General features: G+C 72.9%; 12 protein-coding genes, 1 pseudogene and 1 riboswitch. Of the genes and pseudogenes, 6 read left to right on the top strand and 7 right to left on the bottom strand.

What is annotated here, in order from left to right; all coding sequences use genetic code 11:
- The first annotated feature begins 353 nt into the window (after positions 1-353).
- A riboswitch (cyclic di-AMP (ydaO/yuaA leader) is annotated at positions 354-510 on the top strand.
- 11 nt (positions 511-521) lie between these two features.
- On the top strand, positions 522-1,556 hold the full coding sequence (locus QNO09_RS38390; protein WP_283974868.1) for a M23 family metallopeptidase: 1,035 nt from the start codon (positions 522-524) through the stop codon (positions 1,554-1,556).
- A gap of 224 nt (positions 1,557-1,780) precedes the next feature.
- Here QNO09_RS38390 and QNO09_RS38385 read toward each other — a convergent pair whose 3' ends face one another.
- The 4 genes from QNO09_RS38385 to QNO09_RS38370 form a co-directional block, all read right to left on the bottom strand.
- Positions 1,781-3,142 (bottom strand): PrsW family intramembrane metalloprotease, encoded by a 1,362-nt coding sequence (locus tag QNO09_RS38385; protein ID WP_283974867.1) that lies wholly within the window; start codon positions 3,140-3,142, stop codon positions 1,781-1,783.
- A gap of 59 nt (positions 3,143-3,201) precedes the next feature.
- Positions 3,202-4,080, bottom strand: coding sequence for a tRNA (guanosine(46)-N7)-methyltransferase TrmB (gene trmB / locus QNO09_RS38380; protein WP_502962409.1), 879 nt, complete (start codon positions 4,078-4,080; stop codon positions 3,202-3,204).
- Between the two features lie 512 nt (positions 4,081-4,592).
- Positions 4,593-5,798: an L-2-hydroxyglutarate dehydrogenase gene (gene lhgD / locus QNO09_RS38375; RefSeq protein WP_283974865.1), complete on the bottom strand. Its 1,206-nt coding sequence runs from the start codon at positions 5,796-5,798 to the stop codon at positions 4,593-4,595.
- A gap of 73 nt (positions 5,799-5,871) precedes the next feature.
- Entirely contained in the window at positions 5,872-7,296 is a 1,425-nt protein-coding gene (locus QNO09_RS38370; RefSeq protein WP_283974864.1) for an NsdA family TPR-like regulatory protein, read from the bottom strand.
- Between the two features lie 813 nt (positions 7,297-8,109).
- Between QNO09_RS38370 and QNO09_RS38365 the strand changes: the two genes are divergently transcribed.
- Together QNO09_RS38365 and QNO09_RS38360 are read left to right on the top strand one after the other, a co-directional pair.
- On the top strand, positions 8,110-10,227 hold the full coding sequence (locus tag QNO09_RS38365) for an asparagine synthase-related protein (RefSeq protein WP_283974863.1): 2,118 nt from the start codon (positions 8,110-8,112) through the stop codon (positions 10,225-10,227).
- 953 nt (positions 10,228-11,180) lie between these two features.
- On the top strand, positions 11,181-14,477 hold the full coding sequence (locus QNO09_RS38360; protein WP_283974862.1) for an ATP-binding protein: 3,297 nt from the start codon (positions 11,181-11,183) through the stop codon (positions 14,475-14,477).
- A gap of 55 nt (positions 14,478-14,532) precedes the next feature.
- On the opposite strand, the pseudogene QNO09_RS38355 reads toward QNO09_RS38360, so the two are convergent.
- A pseudogene (locus QNO09_RS38355) lies at positions 14,533-16,486 on the bottom strand (sigma-70 family RNA polymerase sigma factor).
- A gap of 248 nt (positions 16,487-16,734) precedes the next feature.
- The gene (locus tag QNO09_RS38350; protein WP_283974861.1) at positions 16,735-17,502 is read right to left on the bottom strand and encodes a TetR/AcrR family transcriptional regulator; all 768 of its coding nucleotides are present in this window, start codon (positions 17,500-17,502) and stop codon (positions 16,735-16,737) included.
- A gap of 373 nt (positions 17,503-17,875) precedes the next feature.
- Here QNO09_RS38350 and QNO09_RS38345 point away from each other — a divergent pair, with 373 nt between their 5' ends.
- Both QNO09_RS38345 and QNO09_RS38340 read left to right on the top strand, forming a co-directional pair.
- Entirely contained in the window at positions 17,876-19,267 is a 1,392-nt protein-coding gene (locus QNO09_RS38345) for an NAD(P)/FAD-dependent oxidoreductase (RefSeq protein WP_283974860.1), read from the top strand.
- A gap of 173 nt (positions 19,268-19,440) precedes the next feature.
- Positions 19,441-21,108, top strand: a complete 1,668-nt coding sequence (locus QNO09_RS38340; RefSeq protein ID WP_283974859.1) for an ATP-binding SpoIIE family protein phosphatase — start codon at positions 19,441-19,443, stop codon at positions 21,106-21,108.
- Positions 21,109-21,120: 12 nt separating this feature from the next.
- On the opposite strand, the gene QNO09_RS38335 is transcribed toward QNO09_RS38340, so the two are convergent.
- Positions 21,121-22,386: an MFS transporter gene (locus QNO09_RS38335; protein ID WP_283974869.1), complete on the bottom strand. Its 1,266-nt coding sequence runs from the start codon at positions 22,384-22,386 to the stop codon at positions 21,121-21,123.
- Between the two features lie 122 nt (positions 22,387-22,508).
- Between QNO09_RS38335 and QNO09_RS38330 the strand changes: the two genes are divergently transcribed.
- Entirely contained in the window at positions 22,509-23,057 is a 549-nt protein-coding gene (locus QNO09_RS38330; RefSeq protein WP_283974858.1) for a MarR family winged helix-turn-helix transcriptional regulator, read from the top strand.
- The last annotated feature ends 493 nt before the right edge of the window (positions 23,058-23,550 follow it).

Here is a 23,550-nt window from a genome sequence, read left to right as displayed (position 1 = left end):
TAGCTCGCTGGGCTCATAACCCAGAGGTCGCAGGTTCAAATCCTGTCCCCGCTACTGAAGGCCGAGGGCCGGAATCCGAAAGGGTTCCGGCCCTCGGTGCATTTCCCCGTAACTCTGTTGACGGCCATTACGGTCGGTGAGTGAACCGTCCCGTTCCGCATAACAACTGACACACCGTCAAAACCCGTCAGTCACGTGCGATGCGGTCAACTCGCCCGATTTAAGCCGGTCGTGGCAGGTAAGTCCGCGCGAAAAAGGTTAATGATCAAGTGGAATCGCTGGAATACCCCTCGCGCGTCTATTAACGTTCGATAACGCAGCGCGGTCGTCCCAGCCGTCACAGAAGGCGGCTCCGTGCGCACGCGCCGAATCCCGAAAGGGAACCGGGGAACCACCACTTGGGGTGAATCGCGCGGATGCCACCGTGGAAGCACGGCGGGTATACGCGCGTAGGAGACCTTCCTGCTCCGAACCCGTCAGCTAACCCGGTAGGCGAGAAGGAAGGAAAGGAGCACGCCCACGTGGCGTCCAACCGGCCTGCCCCCGCGGCCCCGCTCGCGCCGAAGCGCGACACCGACACCTTCGGCTACGGCGGTCAGCGCACCGACGAGGGCCCGTTCCAGGAGTGGAACCCCACCGAGGAGTCCATCCGTCCCGTCCGTGGCCGGCATCGCGTCACCAAGCAGCGCGGCGGAGGTCTCGCCCGCAGCTCCACCGTCCTCGGCGTCGGTGTCATAGCCGCCGTCGGTGCGGGCGGCATGGCCAGCGCCCAGACCGGCAAGCCCCCGGTGTCCATCTCCGTGCCGGACCTGCCCTCGGTGGGTTCCCTCATCTCGGACGACGACACCCCCGAAGGTTCCGCCACCCCGCTCAGCAGCCTCGGCACCGCCACGGCGGACCCCGAGCAGGGCACCTCCGGCGCGGGCGCCGGCGAGGCGCTGCGCGCCCGGATCCTGGCGCAGGTCGAGCACCAGCAGGACCAGATCGAGACCAAGGCCGCCCAGGACGCGGCCGCCGCCGCCGAGAAGGCGGCGGCGGAAGCCGTCGCCAAGGCGGAGAAGGAAGCCAAGGCCAAGGCCGCCGAAGCCAAGAAGAAGGCGGAGGAAGAGGCCGAGAAGAAGGCCGAGGCCGAGCGGCTCGCCGCCCTCGCCAAGCAGTTCACGCTGCCGACCTCCTCGTACACCATCACCTCCAGCTTCGGCCAGGCCGGCGCCTACTGGTCCTCCGGCTACCACACCGGCCTCGACTTCGCCGCCCCCACGGGTACGCCGATCAAGGCGGTGCACAGCGGCACCATCACCGAGGCGGGCTGGAACGGCTCGTACGGCTACAAGACCGTCCTCACCCTCGATGACGGCACCGAGATCTGGTACGCGCACCAGTCGTCCATCGGCGTCAGCGTCGGCCAGAAGGTCAGCACCGGCGACGTCATCGGCCGCGTGGGCGCCACCGGCAACGTCACCGGGGCGCACCTCCACCTGGAGGTCCACTCCGGTGGATCCGCCGGCGGCATCGACCCGATGGCGTGGCTGCGGAGCAAGGGACTGAACCCGTAAGCCACCCGGACCCGTTGAAGCACCGGCGGCCCTGACGACGACCCCCCGACGTCAGGGCCGCCGGTTTTCCGGTGCGGTGTCCACGGGAGTGTCGCGCCCTGTGTGGAATGAGGTCCCGTGGGCGCGGTGGGCGCGGTGGTCGCGGTGCACGGTGGCCCTCGCCCGGCTCCGTGGCGGGCCGGGCGCGCGGTGGCACGGCGCGGAGGCCTTGGCCTGAGCCCGGGCTAGGAGCGGTACGGGTTGTACGCGGGGTAGGGCGCCGGCTGGTGGCCGTGGCCGTACACCCCGTACACCGGCCAGGGCAGGGTCGCCGCCGGGACCGGAGGAGCCGTCATCCGGGCCGCGTGGTCCAGCGCCGGGCGAGCCACCTCCCGGCGCCGCCACAGCTCGCCGAGCAGCTCCCGCTCCCGTACGGCGAAGTCGGAGGCGGTGCTGCCCTGCCGGGCCCGGTGCCGCAGGAACGCCAGCGATGTCGCGTACGCCTCGTAGCGCGCCACCTCCCGGGCCGCCGCCCTGCCCGCGTGCCGGCGGGCGTACTGGCGGGCGATCCGCCGGGCCCGCATCGAGCCGAGCGCGAACGGCTCGGCGGGGGTCAGCCAGCCGGCCACGGCGTAGGCGGGCAGCTCCGCCCGCACGGTCTTCAGCTCCCGCTGCCGGGTCCAGATCACCAGCCACGTCAGCAGCCCGAAGATCGGCACCATGAACGCCGCGTACACGGCGAAGAACCCGTACTCGCCGAACGCCGACGAACCGTTCCACATCGCGTGCATGCCCATCGCGAGCAGCAGCCCGGACAGCGGGAAGGCGACGCGGCGCAGACGCCGGTGCTCCGCCGAGAGCGCGGAGATGCCGAAGCCGATGCCGGTGAGGACGGTGAACAGCGGGTGCGCGAACGGCGACATGATGATGCGCACGAAGAAGGTCGCCGCCGTGACGGAGGCGATGCCGGTGCCGCCGGTGAGCTGGTCGGTGCCGAAGGCGGTGCCCAGGTAGAGGATGTTCTCCGTGAACGCGAAGCCGGTGGCGGTGACCCCGGCTATGACGACGCCGTCGACGATGCCGGTGAAGTCGCGGCGCCGGAAGAGGAAGACCAGCAGGACGGCCGCTGCCTTGGCCGACTCCTCGACCACCGGCGCTATCACCGTCGCGCCCAGGGTGTCCGCGCTGGACGGGTCCGCCGTCGCCGTCGCGATCCATCTCGTCGCGAAGCTGTTGGCGACGATCGCTATCAGCGCCGCCGCGCAGGCGCCCCAGGCGAAGCAGAACAGCAGGTTCCGCCAGGGGCCGGGCTCGACCCGGTCCAGCCAGCGGAACGCGGCTATCAGCAGGGGCACCGGGAGGACGGCCAGCCCCAGCCCGACCAGGAATCCCTCCGTGCCGGTCTCCTCGCGGACCAGGGCGAGGATGACCAGGCCGGATATCGCGAGGAGCGTGCTCGGCGCGCCGTAGCGCACCCAGGCGCGCTGCCACCAGTGGGCGTGCCGCAGGGAGCCGGCTGTGCCTGAGCGGGCTGCGCCTGAGTGGGCGGAGGGTGTGCCGTCGGTGGGACCGCTGGGATACGACGGGTGTGGGGGGCTGGTGGCCACGGCGTTGACCCTAACGACGGATGGGCGCTGTCCGCAGGCGGGAGAGATGCCAGGAGTGGTCAGGCGCCGGCGGGGGACTGGTCCACGTGCTGTACGCGACGGAAGAGGAGGTCGTTCACGACATGTCCCTTGTCCAGTCCCTGGCCCTCGAAACGGGTCAGCGGACGGAAGTCGGGACGCGGCGCGAAACCACCGTCGGCCTGTGTGTTCTCGAAGTCGGAGTGTGCTGTGAGGACATCGAGCATCTGTTCCGCGTACGGCTCCCAGTCGGTGGCGCAGTGGAGGACCGCGCCGGGCCTGAGGCGGGTGGCGGCGAGACTGAGGAAGTCGGGCTGGATGATCCTGCGCTTGTGGTGCCGCTTCTTGGGCCAGGGGTCGGGGAAGTAGACGCGCAGACCGTCGAGGGAGTCCGGGGCCAGCATCTCGCGCAGGAGGATGATCGCGTCGCCGTTGCCGACCCGGATGTTGGACAGGCCGTTGCGGTCGGCGAGGTTGAGCAGGTTGCCCTGGCCGGGGGTGTGGACGTCGACGGCGAGGATGTTCGTGGCGGGGTCGGCGGCGGCCATCTGAGCGGTGGCCTCGCCCATGCCGAAGCCGATCTCCAGGACGACGGGGTTGTCGTTGCCGAACAGCTCGGGCAGGTCGAGGGTCCGGCCGTCGATGTCGAGGCCCCACTGGGGCCACAGGCGCTGCAGCGCGTCCGCCTGGCCGGCGGTGACGCGGCTGCGCCGCGGCTGGAAACTCCGGATGCGCCGCTCGAAGTGCGACCCGGCGGGGTCGGCCTTCGGCCCGTCGGGGAAGCGCGGCTCTCCCATGGCCCGGGTACGCGCGCGCCGGACTGAGGCACCGGGCGTGTGCGGGTGCCCGTGCGGGTGCCCGTTGGGGCGCGGGTCCGGGTCCGGGTGCGGGTTTGCGGGGGTGTTCGCGGAGTCATACACAGTGCCTCTGATTTTACGGCTGCGGTGTGACGCGGACTCGCCGGTGGTGGGTCGGGGCCGCGCCGGGGGGTGTCCGTCCTCGGAACGGCGCGATGGGGTCGGGGACCGGCTCACTCCCCGTCGACGCGCCAACCGCTGCGGGCGGACACCCCCCGACACGTCCCCTTCTCGCCGTACGCGGGTGCGGGAGCGTCTCACGTGGTGCCGCGGGCCCTCGTCGCCGTGTTGGGGTGCGGGTCTCGTGTGGTGGTGCGTCCCCTTCTCGCCGTGTGTGGGGCTCGTGTGGTGCACCGTTTGGCTGTGGGCCTGTGTGACCGGCTGCTGGGGGCGGGGGCCCCGAGGCGGTCCCTTCTCGTCGTGCGTGGGTGCGTCTTGCCGGCGCCCATCTCGGTCGGTTGCGGGCGCCGGGCGCCTCAGCTGCGGGCACGTGTGCTGCTCAGGGCGCCACGGGTGGGCGATGGGGAAGGCAGCCCGTTCCGCCGGGATCAGCGGCAGCGTCGAGCCCGCGGACCTCACAGCGCGTTCAACGCCCTCCGGGCCACCTCACGGCCGATCGGCAGGGACGCCGTGGCCGCGGGTGACGGCGCGTTCAGGACGTGCACCGCGCGAGGGCCCTCGCGGATCAGGAAGTCGTCGACCAGGGTTCCGTCGCGGAGGACCGCCTGAGCGCGCACACCCGCCGCCGTCGGCACCAGGTCGCCCTCGGACACAGCGGGCAGCAGCCTGCCCACCGCGTCCGTGAACGCCGTCTTGGACAGGGACCGCCGCAGCTCTCCCGCCCCGTACCGCCAGTGCCGGTGGGCGATCCGCCAGGAGCCGGGCCAGGCCAGGGTCGAGCCCAGCTCGCGCAGGCGCACCGTGCCCCATCCGTACCCCTCGCGGGCCAGTGCCGGGACCGCGTTGGGTCCGACATGGACGCTCCCGTCGATGCCTCGCGTGAGATGCACCCCGAGGAACGGGAACGCCGGGTCGGGCACGGGATAGACCAGGCCCCGCACCAGCTCCGGCCGGGCCAGCTCGTAGTACTCGCCACGGAACGGCACGATCCGCATGTCCGGGTCGTCCCCGGTGAGCCGGGCGATCTCGTCGCACTGAAGGCCCGCGCAGTTCACCAGGACCCGTCCGCGTACGACGTCGCCCGCGGCCGTCAGCACGGCGACCCCCCGCTCGGGGCGCCGGTCCACGCGCACGACCCGCGTGCCGTAGCGGATCTCCGCACCCGAGGCGTGGGCCAGTCGGCGGGCGACCGCGACGAAGTCGCAGATGCCCGTGGTACCCACGTGTATCGCGGCGAGGCCGCGCACCTCCGGCTCGTACTCCGCGATCTGGGTGGCACCCAGCTCCCGCACCGGGATCCCGTTCTCCCGGCCGCGCTGCACCAGCGCGTGCAGGCGGGGCAGCTCCGCGCGGTCGGTGGCGACGATCAGCTTGCCGGTGACCGCGTGGGGGATGCCGTACTCGGCGCAGAACTTGACCATCTCCGCCGCGCCCCGCACCGCGTAACGCGCCTTGAGGGAGCCGGGGCGGTAGTAGACGCCGCTGTGGATGACGCCGCTGTTGCGGCCGGTCTGGTGGCGGGCCGGGCCCGGCTCCTTCTCCAGGACGGTGACGTGTGTGCCCGGTGCGGCGCGTGTGATGGCGTACGCCGTCGACAGACCGACGATTCCGCCGCCGATCACCAGCACGTCACAGTCGTATCCGGTCCGCACGCGCACCACCTCCCGCCTCGATAGTGCACTGCGCCACTGACACCGCCCGCAAACGCGGGACGAACGGCATACCCGCGCCCGGCTACGCCGGGGTCATCAGCAGCGGCCGCGCACGCTCACGGAGCTCCACCACCCGTGGCTCGTCGCCGTACGGCTCCAGACGGTGCAGGAGATCCTTCACGTACTCGGTGGTGCGGGCCGAGGAGATCCGCCCGGCGACCTCCACCGCCCGCACTCCCTGCTCGCACGCGGCGTCCAGGTTCCCCGACTCCAGTTCGGCGACCGCGGAGACGACCAGGCGCAGGCCGTGCGAGCGGACGAACTCCTCCGTCGGCTTCGACAGGGCCTGCTCGGTGAAGCGGCGGACCTGGCGGGGCGCCTTGAGGTCGCGGTAGCACTCGGCCGCGTCGGCGGCGAAACGGTCGTAGGAGTAGAAGCCGAGCCAGCTCGGGTCGTTGTCGCCGGGGCGGGCGCGCTCCAGCCAGCTCTCGGCCGCCTTCAGGGCGCCGCCGGCGGCCTGGGCGTCGTTCGCACGCGCGTGTGCCCGGGCCTCGACGAGGCGGAAGAAGCTCATGGTGCGGGCCGTGGCCAGTCCGCGGTTGCGTTCGAGGGCGGCCTGGGCGAGGTCCACGCCCTCGTCGCCGAAGCCGCGGTAGGTGGCCTGGAGTGACATGGAGGCCAGCACATAGCCCCCGAGGGGGACGTCCGCCGCCGCCCGGGCCAGGCGCAGGGCCTGGATGTAGTAGCGCTGGGCCGCTTCCTGCTGGCCCGTGTCGAAGGCCATCCAGCCCGCGAGGCGGGTGAGTTCGGCGGAGGCGCCGAAGAGGGCCCGGCCGACCTCGTCGGAGTACGAGCCGAGCAGCAAGGGGGCGGCCTCCACCCGTAAGCACTCGGGGACCATGGACGAACGCCAGTCGCCGCCGCCGTACTTGGAGTCCCAGCGCCGCGCGTCCTCGGCGGCCTCCCGCAGCTTCTGCACATCGCTGTGGCCGACTTTGAGCGGTGCGCCGGAGCCCTCGCCGGGGCCCACGTCACGCGCGACCGAACTGTCGGCCGGGGTTATCAGCCACCGTGAGGCGGGCGTTGCGTATGCGCTCACCGCGAACGATCCGGCCAGCGACTGCCAGATGCCGCCCGAACCGGCCCGGCGGCCTGCGAGGTCGAGGCGGTACAGATCCGTCGCCGAGCGCACCGCCTGGCCGACGTCCCGCGGGAAGGCGAGGCCGACTTCGGGTGCCGGGTCGGCGTCGGCCAGACCGATCTCGTGGAGCGGTACCGGGCGGCCGAGCTTCTGGCCGATGGCGGCGGCGATGAGGTGCGGCGCGGCACCCTGCGGCACCATGCCCTTCGACACCCAGCGCGCCACCGACGTCTTGTCATAGCGAAGCGTCAGACCGCGCTGGGCGCCAAGATCGTTGACACGCCGCGCGAGGCCCGCGTTGGAAATTCCCGCGAGGGCGAGAACGGCGCCGAGTTTGTCGTTCGGCCCGCGTTGCTCCCTGGACATGCGCCACCCCTCGACACAGACGGCTGCCGCACTGGCATAACCACGCGGCATTCGTAAACCCAGCGTAGTTCGCCGCATCCCAAGCGTTAAGGGGCATTGTTCCGGTTGGCGGGATTGTGGTCCGTACTGAAGTGCGGTTCAGATACGGGCTGTTGCGACGTGCTCCCACTGTGTGGCCGTGCGCCTGTCCGTGCGCTCTTCTCCGGCCACCGCGGGAGCGGTTCCATGGTCATTGCGTGGGTCGGCCCGCTGTACTGGATCCAGCGGGCTGGGGGACACCGCCGCCTTCATCCCCGCGGGCGGCGGAACGGTCCGGGAGGCGGGCTCCGTCTCCCGGACTGCGCGGCCGTGCGGCAGGGTGCGGAGCCTGTACGGAGCGTGTTCGAGGCTGTCTGCGTGACGCCGATTTGGCTGAAAATCGACCCCGGCGGTCTTGGCGTATCAGGCCTCCGACCATGGCAGTTGAGGGCGCTTCCGGCGTGATTGGGGCGCGTTTCGGGGGCGCATTCGCGTCGCAGTCGTACTGGAGACATGTCGCTGGCGTGCCTTGATTCTTGGCGTCCCCTTCCTTTTCCTCCTCCGCCGCGCTTCGTTTTCCCTTCCTGATTTCGCGCCCCGCCGGCCGCTGTCGCCGCCCGGGTCTCCTTGTGGCGTGCGGGTGTTCGGGGTGTTCGGGGCACTGAGGGCGGCTCCGCCGGGGCGCATTCGACGGAGCGCGAGCGGCGTCGGCACCCTCTGGAACGCTTCCTTCATGGCAGCATGGTGAACCGGTTCGTACGGTGCACTGGTTGTCCACAGCCTGTGGAGGCGGCGATGCGGTGGTTGGTGGGATGGAGCAGCACCGCCGCGGGAGCCGTCGCTGCCGGCTCGGCGGGGGCGACCGGCGGCGAGGGTGAGACGCTGCACCCGGTGGGGTCCCAACTCCTGTGGGGCGACCCCGATCCGCTGTGGGCGGTCGGCGACTGGCGCCCCGACGAGGTGCGCGTGGTGAAGGCCGACGATCGGACGCGCATCGCCGTCCTCGGCATCTGCGGCGCCACCGACGAGCAGTTGCGCGTCGCGCTGTTCGCCGCGCGCGGCGGGGCACTTCGGCATCTAACCGCCTGGCCGGGCAGCTACACGGCGATCGTCCAGGTCGGCAGGCGGATCACCGTCTGCGGCGATCTCGCGGGCGCACGGCCGGTGTTCCACACGCCCTGGGCCGGCGGTACGGCGTACGCGACCGCCGCGCTGCCGCTGGCCGACCTCATCGAGGCCAACCTCGACTTCGGGCACCTCGCCGCGCTGCTGGCCGCCCCGGACGTGCCCGCCGCGCTGCACGATTCCACGCCGTACGACGGCGTGAAGCGCATTCCGCCCGGGCATGCCCTCATCCTGCGCGCCGGGGCGCGCGAGATCGCCGGGTACGAGCCGGTCGCCTCGCTGGCCGTGGCGGCGCCCCCGGCCGACCCGGACAGCGCGGTCGACGCGGTGCGCGACGCGCTCGTGGAAGCCGTACGGACGCGGCTGTCCGCGCCTCGGCACGTCCCCGGGGCGGACATCGACCCGGGCCCCGTGCCCGGCATGGGCCCCGCCGAGCGGCGTGCCGCGCGCGGGATGCCGGTCCCGGGGATCGGCGCGGACCTCTCCGGCGGGCCGGCCTCCGGGGCACTGGCGCTGCTGGCCGCGGGACTGCCCGGAATGCCGGGCACGGTGCTCGGCCACGGCACGGGCGCGGGGGAGCGGCTGCTGGCCGTCACGTTCAACGACCTCGCCGTCGGGGGCCGGGAGGCCGAACTGGAGCGGGCGGGCGCGCTGGCGGCCAACCCCCGGCTGCACCACGTCGTCGTGGCCGGTGACGAGCAGACCCTTCCGTACGCCGACCTGGACGGGCCGCTGACGGACGAACCCGGGCCGTGCCTGGTGTCGGCGGCGCGCCACCGGGCCCGGCTCGCGGCGGGCAGCGCGGACCACTTCACGGGCTACGGGGCGCGCCAGGTGCTGGACGCCCATCCCGCGCGGCTCGCCGACCTGCTGATGGACCGCCGGCGGCGTCATCTCGTACGGCCGGTCGCCGCGCTGGCCAAGGCGGACGGGTCGGTGCTGGTGCCCGCGCGCGTGTACGCGGCGGCACGGCGGTTGTCCCGTACGCCGTACCGGTCGGGGGTCGAGTCCCTCGCCGAGCGCCTCCTCGACCCCCGCTCCGACGACGGGCTCGACGCGCCAGGCGGTGCGCTGGACGCCTCACTCGCCGCGCTGACCTGGGGGAGACCCGGGCCGGCGGCGCGCTGGCTGACCGGTGAGGCGCTCGCTGAAGTATCGGTTCGTCTTCAGGCGTCGACGCACCGGTCGGAGCTGGTGGGGCCGGGGCAGCGGCCGGGGGACTTCCGAGCGCGCGCCGCGCTGGCACGGCACGCGGCGGACCTGCGGGTACTGGAGCAGGCGGCGGAGGTCCGCTTCCAGCGGCTGCACGCGCCGTTCCTCGACAACCAGGTCGTCCGCGCGGCCAGGGCGCTGCCCGAAGCGCTGCGGGTGCGGCCGGGGGCCCGGGCGGCGATCCTGCGTACGGTGCTGGAAGGCGCCGGTGTCCGGGAGCTGCCGCCCGGCTGGGGCGCCCCGACCCAGGCGACCGCGGCGGCCACGGAGCGCACGGGGCTGCGCGTGGCGGCGGACTCCCTGGTCGCCCTGTTCGACACCCCGCTGCTGGCGGAGGCGGGCCTGGTCGAGGCCCGGGTGGTCCGCAAGGCGCTGCGCGGCGCGGCGGCGGGCGAACCCCTTCCCCTGGACGGCCTCGCGGACCTGGTCTCCCTGGAACTGTGGCTCCGCCGCCTGCTCTCGCGCCGCGGCACCTGCTGGACGGGAACGCCGGCTCGGCAGCGCGCGGTACCGGCGGGAATCGCCCCGCAGCGGGGGGCGTTGGGCGCGGGGGCCGGTGGTGGGCGTCGGGGTTAGCGCCTGTGTCCGCACTCGTGCCTGTGTCCGCGTCCGCACCCGTGTCTGTGTCCGTGTCCGCACTCGTGCCTGTGTCCGCGTCCGCACTCGTGCCTGTGTCCGTGTCCGCACTCGTGTCTGTGTCCGTGTCCGCACTCGTGTCTGTGTCCGTGTCCGCACTCGTGTCTGTGTCCGTGTCCGCACTCGTGTCTGTGTCCGTGTCCGCACTCGTGTCTGTGTCCGTGTCCGCACTCGTGTCTGTGTCCGTGTCCGCACTCGTGCCTGTGTCCGCGTCCGCACCCGTGTCTGTGTTCGTGCTCGTGTCTGTGTCCGCGTCCGACCCGTGTCTGTGTCCGTGTCCGCACCCGCGTCCACGTCCGCCTCCGCGTGCGTCCTCGCTGGAGCCGTGGGGGTGCGCGCGTGCGCGACCGACACCGGTGGGTGGGCCGGGCCGCGTTGGGTGTCACCCGGCCTCGACAACGGCGCGATGGGGTGCCGTATCGACGGACGGTCCGCCGATCCGCCGACCGCTGCGGGCGGGCCTCCCGGCACGTGCCTCGCGTTGTCCGGCGGCTGCGACCTCCCTGACGGTCCGTCGATGCCGACCGCGGTGGGCGGACACTCCCGGCACGTTCCCTTGCGTTGTCCCGTGGCTGCGATTCCGCTGCCGGTCCGTCGACCGCTGTGGGCGGATACCCCCGGCATGTCACCCCGTGTCGTCCGGCGGCTGCGATTTCGCCGACGGTCCGTCGACCCGCCGACCGCTGCGGGCGGGCACCCCCGGCGGGGGGCGGCGGCTCCGCCTGCCCCCGGCCACGCACGGGGATTGTGGCGGCGCGGCGGTACCCCGCTACCCGGGCTGCGGGGCCCACCCCGCACCGGCGACAGCCCCGCGCACCCTGCGCCCAGGCACCCGCAACGCCCCGTACCGAAAACCCCGCGGCTCTCGTCTCCGTGCGGGCGACAATGACCCCGTGCGGTACAGAATCCTGGGTGTCACCACGGCAGAGGACGAGCGTGGCGCGGTCGTACCCGTCGGCGGCCCCCGGCTCCGCGCGCTGCTCACCGCCCTCGCCCTGCGGCCCTCCCGTGTCGCCACCCCTCAGACGCTCATCGACGAGGTCTGGGCGGACGAGCCGCCCCAGGACGCCCCCGCCGCTCTCCAGGCCCTCATCGGCCGGCTCCGCAGGGCCCTCGGGAAGGACGCCGTCACCTCCGAGACGGGCGGTTACCGACTCGCGGCCGACCAGGACGACATCGACCTCTTCGTCTTCGAACGGCTCGTCCGGCAGGGCACCGACGCCCTCACCGGCAACGATCCCGCCCTCGCGGAACGGCACCTCGACGCCGCCCTCGCCCTGTGGCGCGGTCCCGCCCTCGCCGATCTGCCCGACCGTGCCGCCGCCGCCCGCCCGGAGGCGAGGCGCCTGGAGGCGATCCGGTCCAGGGCGGAGGCGCGCATACGGCTCGGCCGCGGGCCGGAGGTCGTCCCGGAGCTGCGGGAACTGACCGCGGTACACCCGTACGACGAGCCGCTGCACGCCCTGCTGATCCAGGCCCTGCGGGACACCGGCCGGGCCGCCGACGCCCTCGCCGCGTACGAGACCGCCCTCCGCTGTCTGGCCGAAGGCCTCGGCACCGACCCCGGGCCCCGACTGCGCGCCCTCCACGCCGAGCTGCTCGATTCCGGGCCGCGGGACGGCAAGGCCCCGTCCGCCCCACCGGAGCGCGAGCGCATGCGCCCCGGGGCACTCCGGCCCCGTCTGACCTCCTTCGTCGGCCGGGAACCCGAGATCGACGCCATCCGTTCCGAGACGCACAGGGCCCGGCTCGTCACGCTCACCGGACCAGGCGGCTCCGGCAAGACCCGCCTCGCCGAGGAGGCCGCCGCCGGGCACCCGCAGGCACGGCTGGCCGAGCTCGCCCCGCTCGACCGGCCGGAGGCGGTGCCGGGCGCGGTGGTCAGTGCGCTCGGTCTGCGCGAGACCGTGCTGATGGCCGGCGAGCTCACCGCCGTGCAGGACGACCCCGTCGCCCTGCTCGTCGAGTACTGCGCCCAGCGCAGCCTGCTCCTGATCCTCGACAACTGCGAGCATGTCATCGGCGCCGCAGCCCACCTCGCCGAGACCCTCCTCACCCGCTGTCCCGAGCTCACCATCCTGGCCACCAGCCGTGAGCCCCTGGGCGTGCCCGGCGAGTCGGTGCGCCCGGTCGAACCCCTGCCTCCGGACCATGCCCGCCGGCTGTTCGCGGAGCGCGCCGCCGCCGTTCGTCCCGACGCGGCGGACGCCGTCGTCCGCGACGAGCGGGCGGTCGCGGAGATCTGCCGGCGGCTGGACGGGCTGCCGCTCGCCATCGAACTGGCGGCCGCCCGGCTCCGGTTGCTCACCCCCCGGCAGATCGCCGACCGGCTCGACGACCGCTTCCGCCTCCTCACCTCCGGCAGCCGTACCGTCCTGCCCCGCCAGCAGACCCTGCGGGCCGTCGTCGACTGGTCGTGGGACCTGCTCGACGGCGCCGAGCGGACGATGCTGCGCGAGGTGTCGGTGTTCGCGGGCGGCTGGGACCTCACGGCGGCCGAGGCGGTGTGCTCCGGGCCCGCCGCCGAGCTGATCGGGGCGCTCGTCGACAAGTCCCTCGTCGTGGCGGCCCCCGGCGCCGACGACGGCACCTCCGGCATGCGGTACCGGATGCTGGAGACCATCCACGAGTACGCCGTCGAGCGGGCCGCCGACGTCCCCCGGGTGCGCGCCGCCGCCGAGCTCCGGCACCGCGCCTGGGCGCGTGCGCTCGCCGAGCGGGCCGATCCGCTGCTGCGCTCCGCGGCGCAACTGCCGTGGATCTTCCGTCTGGAGACCGAGCTGGACAACATCCGCGCGGCTTTCGACCGGTCCCTCACCGCCGGGGACGAGGAGGAGGCCGCTGCCCTCGCCCTCGCCATGGGCTGGTTCTGCTGGCTGCGCAACTACCGTCACGAAGGCCTGGAGTGGCTGGAGCGGACGCTGAGGCTGGGCGTGGCCCTCGACCTCAGGGGCCGTGTGCCGGCCGACGACGAGCCGGAACTGCCCGGCCACATCGAGCACTTCCTCGACGCGCCGGACGGGGAGGCGGGGCATCCACTGCGCGACCTGCGGATGGATGTGCGCATGCTGCATCTGTTCTTCCTGACCGAGGCCGAGCCCATGGAGACGTTCGCCGACGAGCAGCGGCCGTACATGGACAGGGTGCGCGCCCACTTCGAGCGGGGAGGCCCGCACGCGGCCCGTGTCCCGGGGCTCGTCTGCCCGATCCTCTCCGCCTTCCTGGGCGACCCGGGCGACATCCGGGCCGTCCTGGACGCCGCCGTCGCCAACTGCCGTGCGCACGGCGGTGACTGGGAGATCTCCGTCGCCCTGATGTTCCGTGCGCATACGGTCGTCGACGGACCCGGTGGCCTGGAGGGCGTCGACGACGACCTCGCGGAGCTGCGGGTCCTCAGCCGCCGCGCGGGCGACCGCTGGCTGCGTGCCCAGGTGTGCGGCGCGGCCGGTGAGCTCGCCATGGCGCGCGGTCGCTTCGAGGACGCCAAGGGGGAGTACGACGAGGCGCTGCGCCTCGCCTACGAGGTGGGCGCCTACGCCGAGTCGCCGTTCCTCATCGCCCGGCTGGGCGAGATCGCCTACCGCGCCGGAGAGCGGGTGACGGCGCCGACGCTGCTGGACGAGGCCACCGCCGCCGCGGAGCGGTACGGCGTACGGGACTCCAAGGCGTACATCCTGCTGATGCGCACCCAGATGGCGTTCGAGGACGGACACGTCGACCGGGCGCGTGCGTGGTGTGACGAGGCCTGTGCGAACACGACCCCCGGCACACCGCCGCCCCAGTTCCTGGTGATGCTGCTCCTGCTCGACGCCCTGATCACGGCGCGGGAGTCCGGCCCGCGCTCGGCTCTGCCCAAGCTGAGCGGAGCACTGCGCGAAGCCGTGCACAAGCGGTGCTCGGATGTGATCCGGGCCGTGGTCGTGGAGGGCGCTGCGGGCGTGCTGGCCGACCTCGGTGACCTCCCGCGCGCGGCCCGGCTGCTCGGCACCGGTGACCACTGGCGGTCCGGCCGGCCGCGCTCCAAGCCGGAGCGCTCTCAGGCGGAGCGGGTCGAGGCGGTCGTGCGTGAGGCCCTGGGGAGTTCCCGCTGCCAGGCGGAGCGCACCCGGGGCACGGCCCTCACCGCCGACGACGTCCTGGTCGAGCTGGACGAGGCGCGCGGCGCGTACGCCACCGGCCGGGCCTCCTGAGCCTCGGCGGCCACCCACCCATCAGCCGTGTGAACAACGTTCCAGGTCAATACAGCTAGCGGCAGGTGAACCCGGACTCCGCCCAGTCCACGGGCATCAGGTCGTCGAGGGCGCTGCGCGGTTCCACCACCAGCCGGACCGTGCTGCGGCCGGTGAGGTCCACCCGCACCGGCACGGCCGCGTCACCGCCCTCGACCAGCGGGGAGCGCCACAGCCGGACCCCGTCGGCGTAGACGGAGAAGTACACCTTGCCGAGCCGCAGCGTCATGTCGTCCACCCCGACGAGCGCGTCGTACGAGCGCAGGAGCGGTTGAGGTCGATGGTGACGGAGGAGCGGCCGTGCACGGTGACGCCGTGGGCGTACCGTCGGTCGCCGATCGACAGGCCGGACCGCTTCCAGACCCAGCCGCTCGCACCGATCCGCATCTCGGGCTTCGTACCGTCGCCGTCGATGTCGTACGACAGGCCGCTCCACTGGTAGACGGCGGGGGCGGGCGGGAGCGTCGGGGGAGGGGAGGTCGGCGTGGGGGCGGGGGGCGGTGCCGGCCGGGGGGACGCGGGCGGGGGAGAAGCGGGCTCGCGCGTCGGGTCGGGGGCCGGGGCAGGTTCACGACTCGGGCTGGTCCGCGGGTCGGGCGCCGGTGTGGGCGTTGCGGCGCGCGCGGGCACGATCCCCGGCGGACGTGGTCGCGGACCGGCTTCCGGCGGCGAGGGGGAGGGCGTGGGCTCGCCGGGGCGTACGACCGACGACGGCGGCGGGGAGGAGGGAGCGGACTCCGCCTGCTCCTTCGGCTTGTCGTTGCCGGCCAGTGCCATCACCACGGCCGCCACCACACCGACGGCGACCCCACCGGCCGCGATACCGGCCTTCACCGGTGCGCCGAGCCCCTCGGAGGCCGCCGCACCCCCGCCGGCCCCGCCACCGCCCACCGCGCCCGCCCCACCGGCCGAGCCACCGGCCGCCGCGGCCGCGCCCGCCGCACCGGCCGCTCCCGCACCCCCGGCGATGAAGCCGGCCGCCTTCGCATACCCGGCGGCCCCGAACCAGCCGATGACCGCGACCGGCACGACGGCCGGATGCCGCCTGCCACTTCCTCGATCTGCAGCGCGGCCAGCCGGCATTTCGCGCACTCGTCCAGATGCTTGCGCAGCCCCCGCTCGGCCCGCGTGCGCAGCCGCCCGCGGGCGTAGGTGCCGAGCTGGTCGGAGTAGCGCGCGCACTCCTCGTCGCCGGTGAGCGCGGCGCTGACGTGGGCCTCGAGGTAGGCCTGCTTGAGGCCCTCGCGGGCCCGGCTGGCGAGCACGCGGGTGCCGTTGGCGTCCAGCCCGAACAGCGTGGCGACCTCGCTGGGCGACTCGTCCTCGATCTCGGTGTGCCACAGAACGGCCTGCCACCGCTCGGGCAGCGACCGGAACGCCCGCATGGCCATGGACTGCTCGGCCGCGTGCATCGCCTGTACGTCGGCGCCCAGTTCGAGCGTGTCGGCGTCGGACGCGTGTGCGGACTGGGCGGCGAACACCGCGAAGTCGTCGACGAGCTGCTCGCGCCGTGCCGACCTCGTCCAGGAGGCGGCGACGCGCCGGACGGAGGTGAGCAGGTACGCGCGTACGGCGTGCGCGGGGCCCGCCCCGCCGCGGACCGCCTGGAGCATGCGGGCGAAGACCTCGGCGGTCAGGTCGTCCGCGGTGTGGGCGTCGCGGCAGCAGGTGCGGGCATAGCGGCGCACGGCCTGCGCATGGCGCCGGTACAGCTCCTCGTACGCCGTGTCGTCGCCCGAGCGCATTCGGTCGATGAGGTCGGCGTCGGACGGCGGCTGCGCGCGCGGCGGCGGCAGGACACCGTCCTCGCGGCGGTCGCGCTGGGCCGGGACCGAGCCGTCGGCGGGGTGCCCGCCGGGCGGCTCGCTCGCGCGTCCGCTCTGACTCGGCACCTGCGGGGGGACCGGCCCGCCGGCGGTGGCGTCGCCGTCGCCGCTACCGCTCGGCTCGTCCCGCCCGTCAACGCTCATCGCGGAAAGCCCCCGGCAGCCGCCCAAACCGTCCAACCACCGGGGCAGCGTGCCATATTGGCTTTTGGTCAGAACCCCGGAGTTCGGACCATCACTCATCCGTGGGGACTTGCCGCACGGCAGTACTAGTCGTCACTCGTTCGGGGAAGAGTCCCTCTTCGCTCCGGGCCCGGAGGTCCCGCCCGGCCCGGGCCGGATCAGCCCGGGCCGGATCAGCCCGGGCCGGATCAGCCCGGGCTCCCGGCGGCTCACGCCGGTCGCGAACGCAGCCCCTCCAGCAGGATGTCCAGCAGCCGGGCCGACGCGGCCGCCTGCTGCGCCGCGTCCGGCAGCGAGGGCGCGGCTGTGGCGATCACCAGCAGCACGTCCGCCACCGACACGTCCGCGCGCAGCTCACCGGCCGCACGCGCCCGGTCCACGAGCTGGCCCACGACCTCGAGCAGCTCCGACGTCCCGGCGTCGTCCTCGGCCGTGACCGCCGCTGCCGAGGCGACCGCGACCGGCTGGTCCGGCACCAGTCGCAGCTCCGTCCCACCCGGCTGGGTCCGCTGCTGCGGCACCCGCGGGCCGGCCGCGCCGTCCTCGACCGAGACCCGCAGCACCTGCGGCGGCAGCAGCCGCCCGGCGCCGGAGGCCACCGACGTCCGCAGGAAGCGCGACAGCGCCGACCACGGCTCGTCCTCCTGTCCGAGCGCGGCACGCGCCTGGTCGGTCAGCCGGGAGGTCTCCTCCTCGGCTATCCGGCGCACCAGGACGTCCTTGCTCGGGAACCGCCGGTACACCGTGCCCACGCCGACCCGCGCGCGCCGCGCCACGTCCTCCATCGGCGCGCCGTACCCCAGTTCGCCGAAGACCTCACGCGCCGCACGCAGCACGTGCTCCAGATTGCGCTGTGCGTCCACGCGCAGCGGCGTCGTCCGCGACACGTCGCGTCCGTTGCCCGCCGCCGCGCTCATCGTCATGCCGCCCGCCGCGACAGCGGACGCGGGCGACCAATGAGAGTCCTGAACATGCATAAGCATTCCCCCGGTAATGACGTCTCCCCCCGGAGACTCCCCGCCATTCGATGACGGGACGGGGAACCGCCCCGGTCCCGCGGTCCGCCCGTCGCGGACCCCGGTGAGCGCTTCCCCCTACACCCCGTCGACACACGAACATAGTTGAGAGGGAGTCAATTCAGAAGGGGCAGGTTCCGCACGGAGCGCCCACCGATCGGAGTACGGGCCGCATACGTCCCGAATGTGCACCCGCGCGCTCCTCGCGCCACCCATCCTGACCTGCGCGAATGCACCGCAGGTCGCTAATCGGGCCAACTCGGCGCCCGCGCCCGCTCCGGTCACACAATTCGTCGAGGCTGTGGACAAACTCAAGCGACGGGTGCGTCATGGGATGGTGAAGGAACGTGCGCGCATTCTCGTTGTCGGTGGCGGCTACGTCGGGATGTACACGGCCCTGCGCCTGCAGCGCAGACTGAAACGGGAGCTGGACCGGGGCGAGGTGGAGATCACGGTCGTCACCCCCGACCCGTACATGACCTACCAGCCGTTCCTCCCCGAGGCCGCCGCCGGTGCCATCTCACCGCGCCACGTCGTCGTCCCGCTGCGCCGCGTCCTGGGCCGGTGCCGGGTCCTGATCGGTGAGGCCACCGCCGTCGACCACGCCGAACGCGCCGTCACCGTCACCACCCTCGCCACCGAGGAGGAGGGCACCGGCGGGCAGCGGCTGTCCTACGACCACCTCGTCCTGGCCCCCGGCTCCGTCTCGCGCACCCTGCCGGTCCCCGGCCTCGCCGACCACGGCATCGGCTTCAAGACCGTGGAGGAGGCCATCGGCCTGCGCAACCACGTCATCGAGCAGATGGACATCGCCTCCTCCACCCGCGACCCCGCGATCCGCGACGCGGCCCTCACCTTCGTCTTCGTAGGCGGCGGCTTCGCCGGTGTGGAGGCACTCGGCGAGCTGGAGGACATGGCCCGTTACGCCGCGCGCTACTACCACAACGTCCGGCCCGAGGACATGAAGTGGATCCTCGTCGAGGCCTCGGACCGCATCCTGCCCGAGGTCGGCGAGGAGATGGGCCGCTACACCGTCACCGAACTGCGCCGCCGCAACATCGACGTCCGCCTGGAGACCCGCCTGGAGTCCTGCGCCGACCGGGTCGCCGTCCTCAGCGACGGCGCCCGCTTCCCCACCCGTACGGTCGTCTGGACGGCCGGCGTGAAGCCCCACCCGGTGCTCGCCGCCTCCGACCTGCCGCGCAACGGCCGAGGACGCCTGAAGTGCACGCCGGAACTGTCGGTCGAGGGCACCACGCACGCGTGGGCCGCCGGAGACGCCGCCGCCGTCCCGGACGTCACCGCCGGGGGCACCGGGACAGAACCGGGCCGCGAGTGCGCGCCCAACGCCCAGCACGCGGTCCGCCAGGCCAAGGTCCTCGCCGACAACATCGTGCACACGCTGCGCGGGGAGCCCCTGGACACGTACGCGCACGCCTACGCCGGGTCGGTGGCCTCCCTGGGCCTGCACCAGGGCGTCGCCCACGTCTACGGACGCAAGCTCAAGGGCTACCCCGCCTGGTTCATGCACCGCGCCTACCACCTCAGCCGCGTGCCCACCTTCAACCGTAAGGCGCGCGTGCTCGCCGAATGGGCCCTGGCCGGCCTGTTCAAACGGGAGATCGTCTCCCTGGGTTCACTCGAACACCCCCGGGCGGAGTTCGAACTCGCGGCCGGTGGAAAGCCTTCTCACGACCCCCCGCACAACCCGAAGGGGTCGTCCTGACCGGACCCAGGAACTCCACCGGCCGACCCGGCGTCTGACGGATGTCGGTCCGGTCCGCGCACTGCCAGACTGGTCCACCACCGTGGGCATGCCACCACTCGCCCCGGCGCGGGCCCTCGGGGCCCCGGCCGGTTCCGGTACCGGCCGCCGACCACTACACGAGGCAAGGATTCGTGAACTTCACGCGCTGGAGCGCCCGGCTCCCCGGAACGCAGCGCCGCGCCGCAGCGCGGACCGAGCAGACGGCCTCCCCGGACCGGCGGGGGGAAGGGTCCGTACCCGCCGCCCGTGCCGAACAACTGACCGACGAGACACCAACCGTTCCCGCCGTCGACGAACTGCGGGTGCGTGAGGTCCTCGACCGCGTCCCGTCCCTCGTCGCCCTGGTCCACGGCCCCGACCACCGCATCGCCTACGTCAACGACGCCTACACGAGCGCCTTCGGCGTACGCCCCCTGGGCGAACGCGCCCGCGAGGCCCTCCCCGAACTGGACGCCCTCGGCCTCTTCCCCCTGCTGGACCAGGTCCAGCGCAGCGGCAAGTCGCGCACGGTCAAGTCCCGCAAGGCCCCCGACGGCCGCTCCTACACCTTCACCTGCACCCCCATCGCCCAGGGCGACGGCAAGAGCGGCAGCGACGGCCGGGGTGTCCTCGTCTTCGCCACCGACGTCACCGACCACGCCGAAGCGGCCGAACGCCTGCGCGCCAGCGAACGCCGCCAGCGCGAAACGGCGGTCACCCTCCAGCGGTCCCTGCTCCCCCAGGAGCTCGAAGAGCCGGACGACCTGCGCATCGCGGCCACGTATCACCCGGGCGGCACCGAGGCGGCCGTCGGCGGCGACTGGTACGACGTCATCACCCTGGGCGGCGGCCGCACGGCCCTGGTCATCGGCGACGTCATGGGCCGGGGCGTGCGCGCGGCGGCGGTCATGGGCCAGCTCCGCACGGCGGTCCGCGCCTACGCCCGCCTCGACCTCCCCCCGCACGAGGTCCTCCAGCTCCTGGACGGCCTGGCAGCCGAGATCGACGCCAACCAGATCGCCACGTGCGCGTACGCCATCCACGACCCGAACGAGGGCAAGCTGGTCTACTCCTCGGCGGGTCACCTCCCCATCCTCGTCCGCGACGAGAACGGCACGGTCCTGCGCGCCGACGAACCCACCGGCCCCCCGCTCGGCACCGGCGGCTGGATGCACACCTCGGGCTCGATCCCCCTCGCCCCCGGCTCCACGGCCGTCCTCTACACGGACGGCCTGGTCGAGCGCCGCGACGCGGACCTGGACGAAGGCATCGCCGCCCTGGAACGCGCCCTGGCCGGAGCCACCGGCACCCCCCAGGTCGTCTGCGACCGCCTGGTCCGCTCCGCGGGAGTGACCCCCGACCACGACGACGACGTGGCCGTCCTGGTCCTCCAGCACCCCGCGCGCAGCGGCCCGGACAGCGAGCTCTTCCGCAACGCCGCCCTGGAACTGCTGGGCGGCGTGGAAGCGGCCCCCCGCGCGCGGGCCTTCGCCTCGGGCGTCCTGACCAGCTGGCGCTTCCCCGTCGACCTGCACGACCTGGGTGTCCTGGCCACCAGCGAACTGGTCGCGAACTCCCTCCAGCACGGCACCCCGCCGATGAGACTGCGTCTGCGCCGCACGGACAGACGCCTGATCATCGAGGTCACCGACGGCGACGACCACCTCCCCAGACGCCGACGCGCGGAACCGGGCGACGAATCGGGCCGGGGCATCGCCATCGTCGCCACGATCGCGTCGAACTGGGGCTCCCGTCGCACACCGGGCGGTGGCAAGGCGGTGTGGTGCGAGTTCGCCCTGCCACGCACGCGGCCGACGTGACCGGACCGCGGATCAGACGTCCGCGGAAACGGGCGCCCCACCCCGCGCCACGACCCGGCTCTTGCCGAGCCACGGCTGATCCTGCACCTCGGTCAGCTGCCGCCCCAACCGCACGGCCAGGACGGTGATCCCCAGCGAGAACACCAGGAACGCCACGATGTACGGCGCGTGCAGCGAGGCCCCCAGCGGCCCGCCCACCGCAGGCCCGACGGCCAGCGCGAGCTGCTTGACCAGGGCGAACGCGGAGTTGTACTGCCCGGCCATGCCCTCCGGCGCCAGATCCGCGACCAGCGGGGCCACGGTCGGCGACAGCATCGCCTCCCCCAGTCCGAACAGCGCGTACGTCGACACGAACGCGGCCGTCGCCATCTCCTGGCTCCCGTGCCCCAGCCCCGCATACCCGGCGACGGCCCAGGCCACGGCCCAGATCAGACCCACGGCGGCGATCACCCGCGACCGCCGGCGCCGCTCCACGAACCGCAGCACGGCGAACTGCGCCACGACGATCATCAGCGTGTTGGCGGCCAGCGCCGTCCCCAGCGCGGAGGTCGAGATCCCGGCGGCCTCGACCCCGTACGCACTCAACCCCGACTCGAACTGCCCGTAGCAGGCGAAGAACAGCACGAAGCCCAGCACGCACAGCTGCACCATGGCCCGGTTGCCCAGCAGCTGCTTCCAGCCGCTCCGGCCCGATGCCGTGGGAGCGCCCTCGATCCGCGGGGCGTGCGGCATCCGCACGGTCACCATCACCACGACCAGCAGCAGGAACATCGCCGCCTCGATCGCGAAGAGCAGCGTGAAGGAGGCGGCGCTCGTCGTGTCGACGAGGTGCCCGCCGATGAGGCCACCGACGCCGAGTCCGAGGTTCTGCAGGAAGAACTGCATGGCGAAGGCGCGCGACCGGGTCTCCGCGGACGAGCAGTCCACGATCATCGTCGCGAGCGCCGGCTGCATCACGGCCTGCCCCGCACCCAGCAGCGAGGCCGATGCCAGCACGGCCGCCGCGCTGCTCGCGATCCCCAGGCTGAGCGCTCCCAGGGCGGCGGTGACCAGGGCGACGAGCAACACCGGCAGCGGGCCGCGCCGGACGATGGCCCGCCCGGCGAACGGCAGCACCACCAGCGCGGCCACAGCGAAGACGGCGAGTACGAGACCCGCCGTCATGGCCCCCAGCCCTCGCACCTGCGCCACATAGACGTACAGGTACGGGACCGTGAAGCCGAGCCCGAACGCGCTGAGTGCGTTACCCACGTGAATCCGGCGCATCGCTGCGCCCATCGCCCTGGTCACGTTCACCTCTCTCACAAGTTAGGAGTGAAGACTTCGAAGCTAAAGTTCGAAGCTAAAGAGTACATAGCCAAGGACTTCAAGGCAAAGAAGGGCCGTGCGATACTGCGCACATGGGCGACACCCCCGGCCCCAGCGAGCCGACCCTCGAAGAGCAGATCGCCGCGTACCAGCGCGAGTTCCAGGACCTCGACCCCCAGGTCGAGCAGATCGTCTCGGCCCTCTCCCGCCTGAACCGCCGCATGAACGTCGCCTACGGCCGTCAGACCGCGGCCCTCGGCATCAGCAACGCGGAGTGGGAGGTCCTCAAGGCCCTCGTCCTCTCGGGAGCCCCCTACCGCCTGGGCCCCAGCGACCTCGCCAAGCGCCTCGGCCTCACCCCGGCCGCGATGACCCACCGGATCGACCGCATGGTCGCCGAGTCTCTGGTGACCCGTGAGCGAGACGAGTCGAACCGCGTACGCGTCATCGTGGAACTGACATCGGAGGGACGAGAGAAGTGGCTGGAGGCGATGCGCCTGGCGTCGGTCTTCGAGGAGGACCTGCTCCAGGACCTGACCCCCGACGAGCGAACGGCGCTGGGAGAAGTGCTCACGCGTCTGCTGCGCCGGGTCGAGCACGCCCAGCCGGACGCCGGCGGGCGCCTCACCGACCTGGAATGACGCCCGCACCGAAAAGATCTTGACAGGGGCCGCTTGACAGCCCCATCCCGGATCCGTAGAGTTCTTCGGGTTGCCGCGGAGCCGTAACGGTTCTTCGACAGCACTTCCGCCGCAGCAGCGGCATCCAAACCACCAGCTCGACCTTCCCGGCGGGGTTGATTCGGCACGCCCGAATTCAATTCGAATGGGGACTCGACGACCTGATCGACTCCGAACGGCTTCGATTTGGGAATCGCCGAGAGGGCGCGCTAGGGTTGGGAACGTCGGAACGGCCCAACGGCCGCGAAGACAAGCCCCGCTGACTGGAGAATCAGGCCCGAAAGGATCTGATAGAGTCGGAGCCGCCGGAAAGGGAAACGCGAAAGCGGAAACCTGGAAAGCGCCGAGGAAATCGGGTCGAGAAAAGATCTGATAGAGTCGGAAACGCAAGACCGAAGGGAAGCCCGGAGGAAAGCCCGAGAGGGTGAGTACAAAGGAAGCGACCGTTCCTTGA

Source organism: Streptomyces sp. 378 (assembly GCF_030124145.1).
Lineage (GTDB): Bacteria > Actinomycetota > Actinomycetes > Streptomycetales > Streptomycetaceae > Streptomyces.
This window is presented reverse-complemented; position numbering and strand designations above follow the sequence as displayed.

Coding starts and splice junctions, on each gene's coding strand:
- QNO09_RS38350 (WP_283974861.1), bottom strand. CDS start 17,502: ATGCATGTTCAGGACTCTCATTGGTCGCCCGCGTCCGCTGTCGCGGCG.
- QNO09_RS38335 (WP_283974869.1), bottom strand. CDS start 22,386: ATGGGCGCAGCGATGCGCCGGATTCACGTGGGTAACGCACTCAGCGCG.
- QNO09_RS38365 (WP_283974863.1), top strand. CDS start 8,110: ATGCGGTGGTTGGTGGGATGGAGCAGCACCGCCGCGGGAGCCGTCGCT.
- QNO09_RS38330 (WP_283974858.1), top strand. CDS start 22,509: ATGGGCGACACCCCCGGCCCCAGCGAGCCGACCCTCGAAGAGCAGATC.
- QNO09_RS38370 (WP_283974864.1), bottom strand. CDS start 7,296: ATGTCCAGGGAGCAACGCGGGCCGAACGACAAACTCGGCGCCGTTCTC.
- QNO09_RS38345 (WP_283974860.1), top strand. CDS start 17,876: ATGGTGAAGGAACGTGCGCGCATTCTCGTTGTCGGTGGCGGCTACGTC.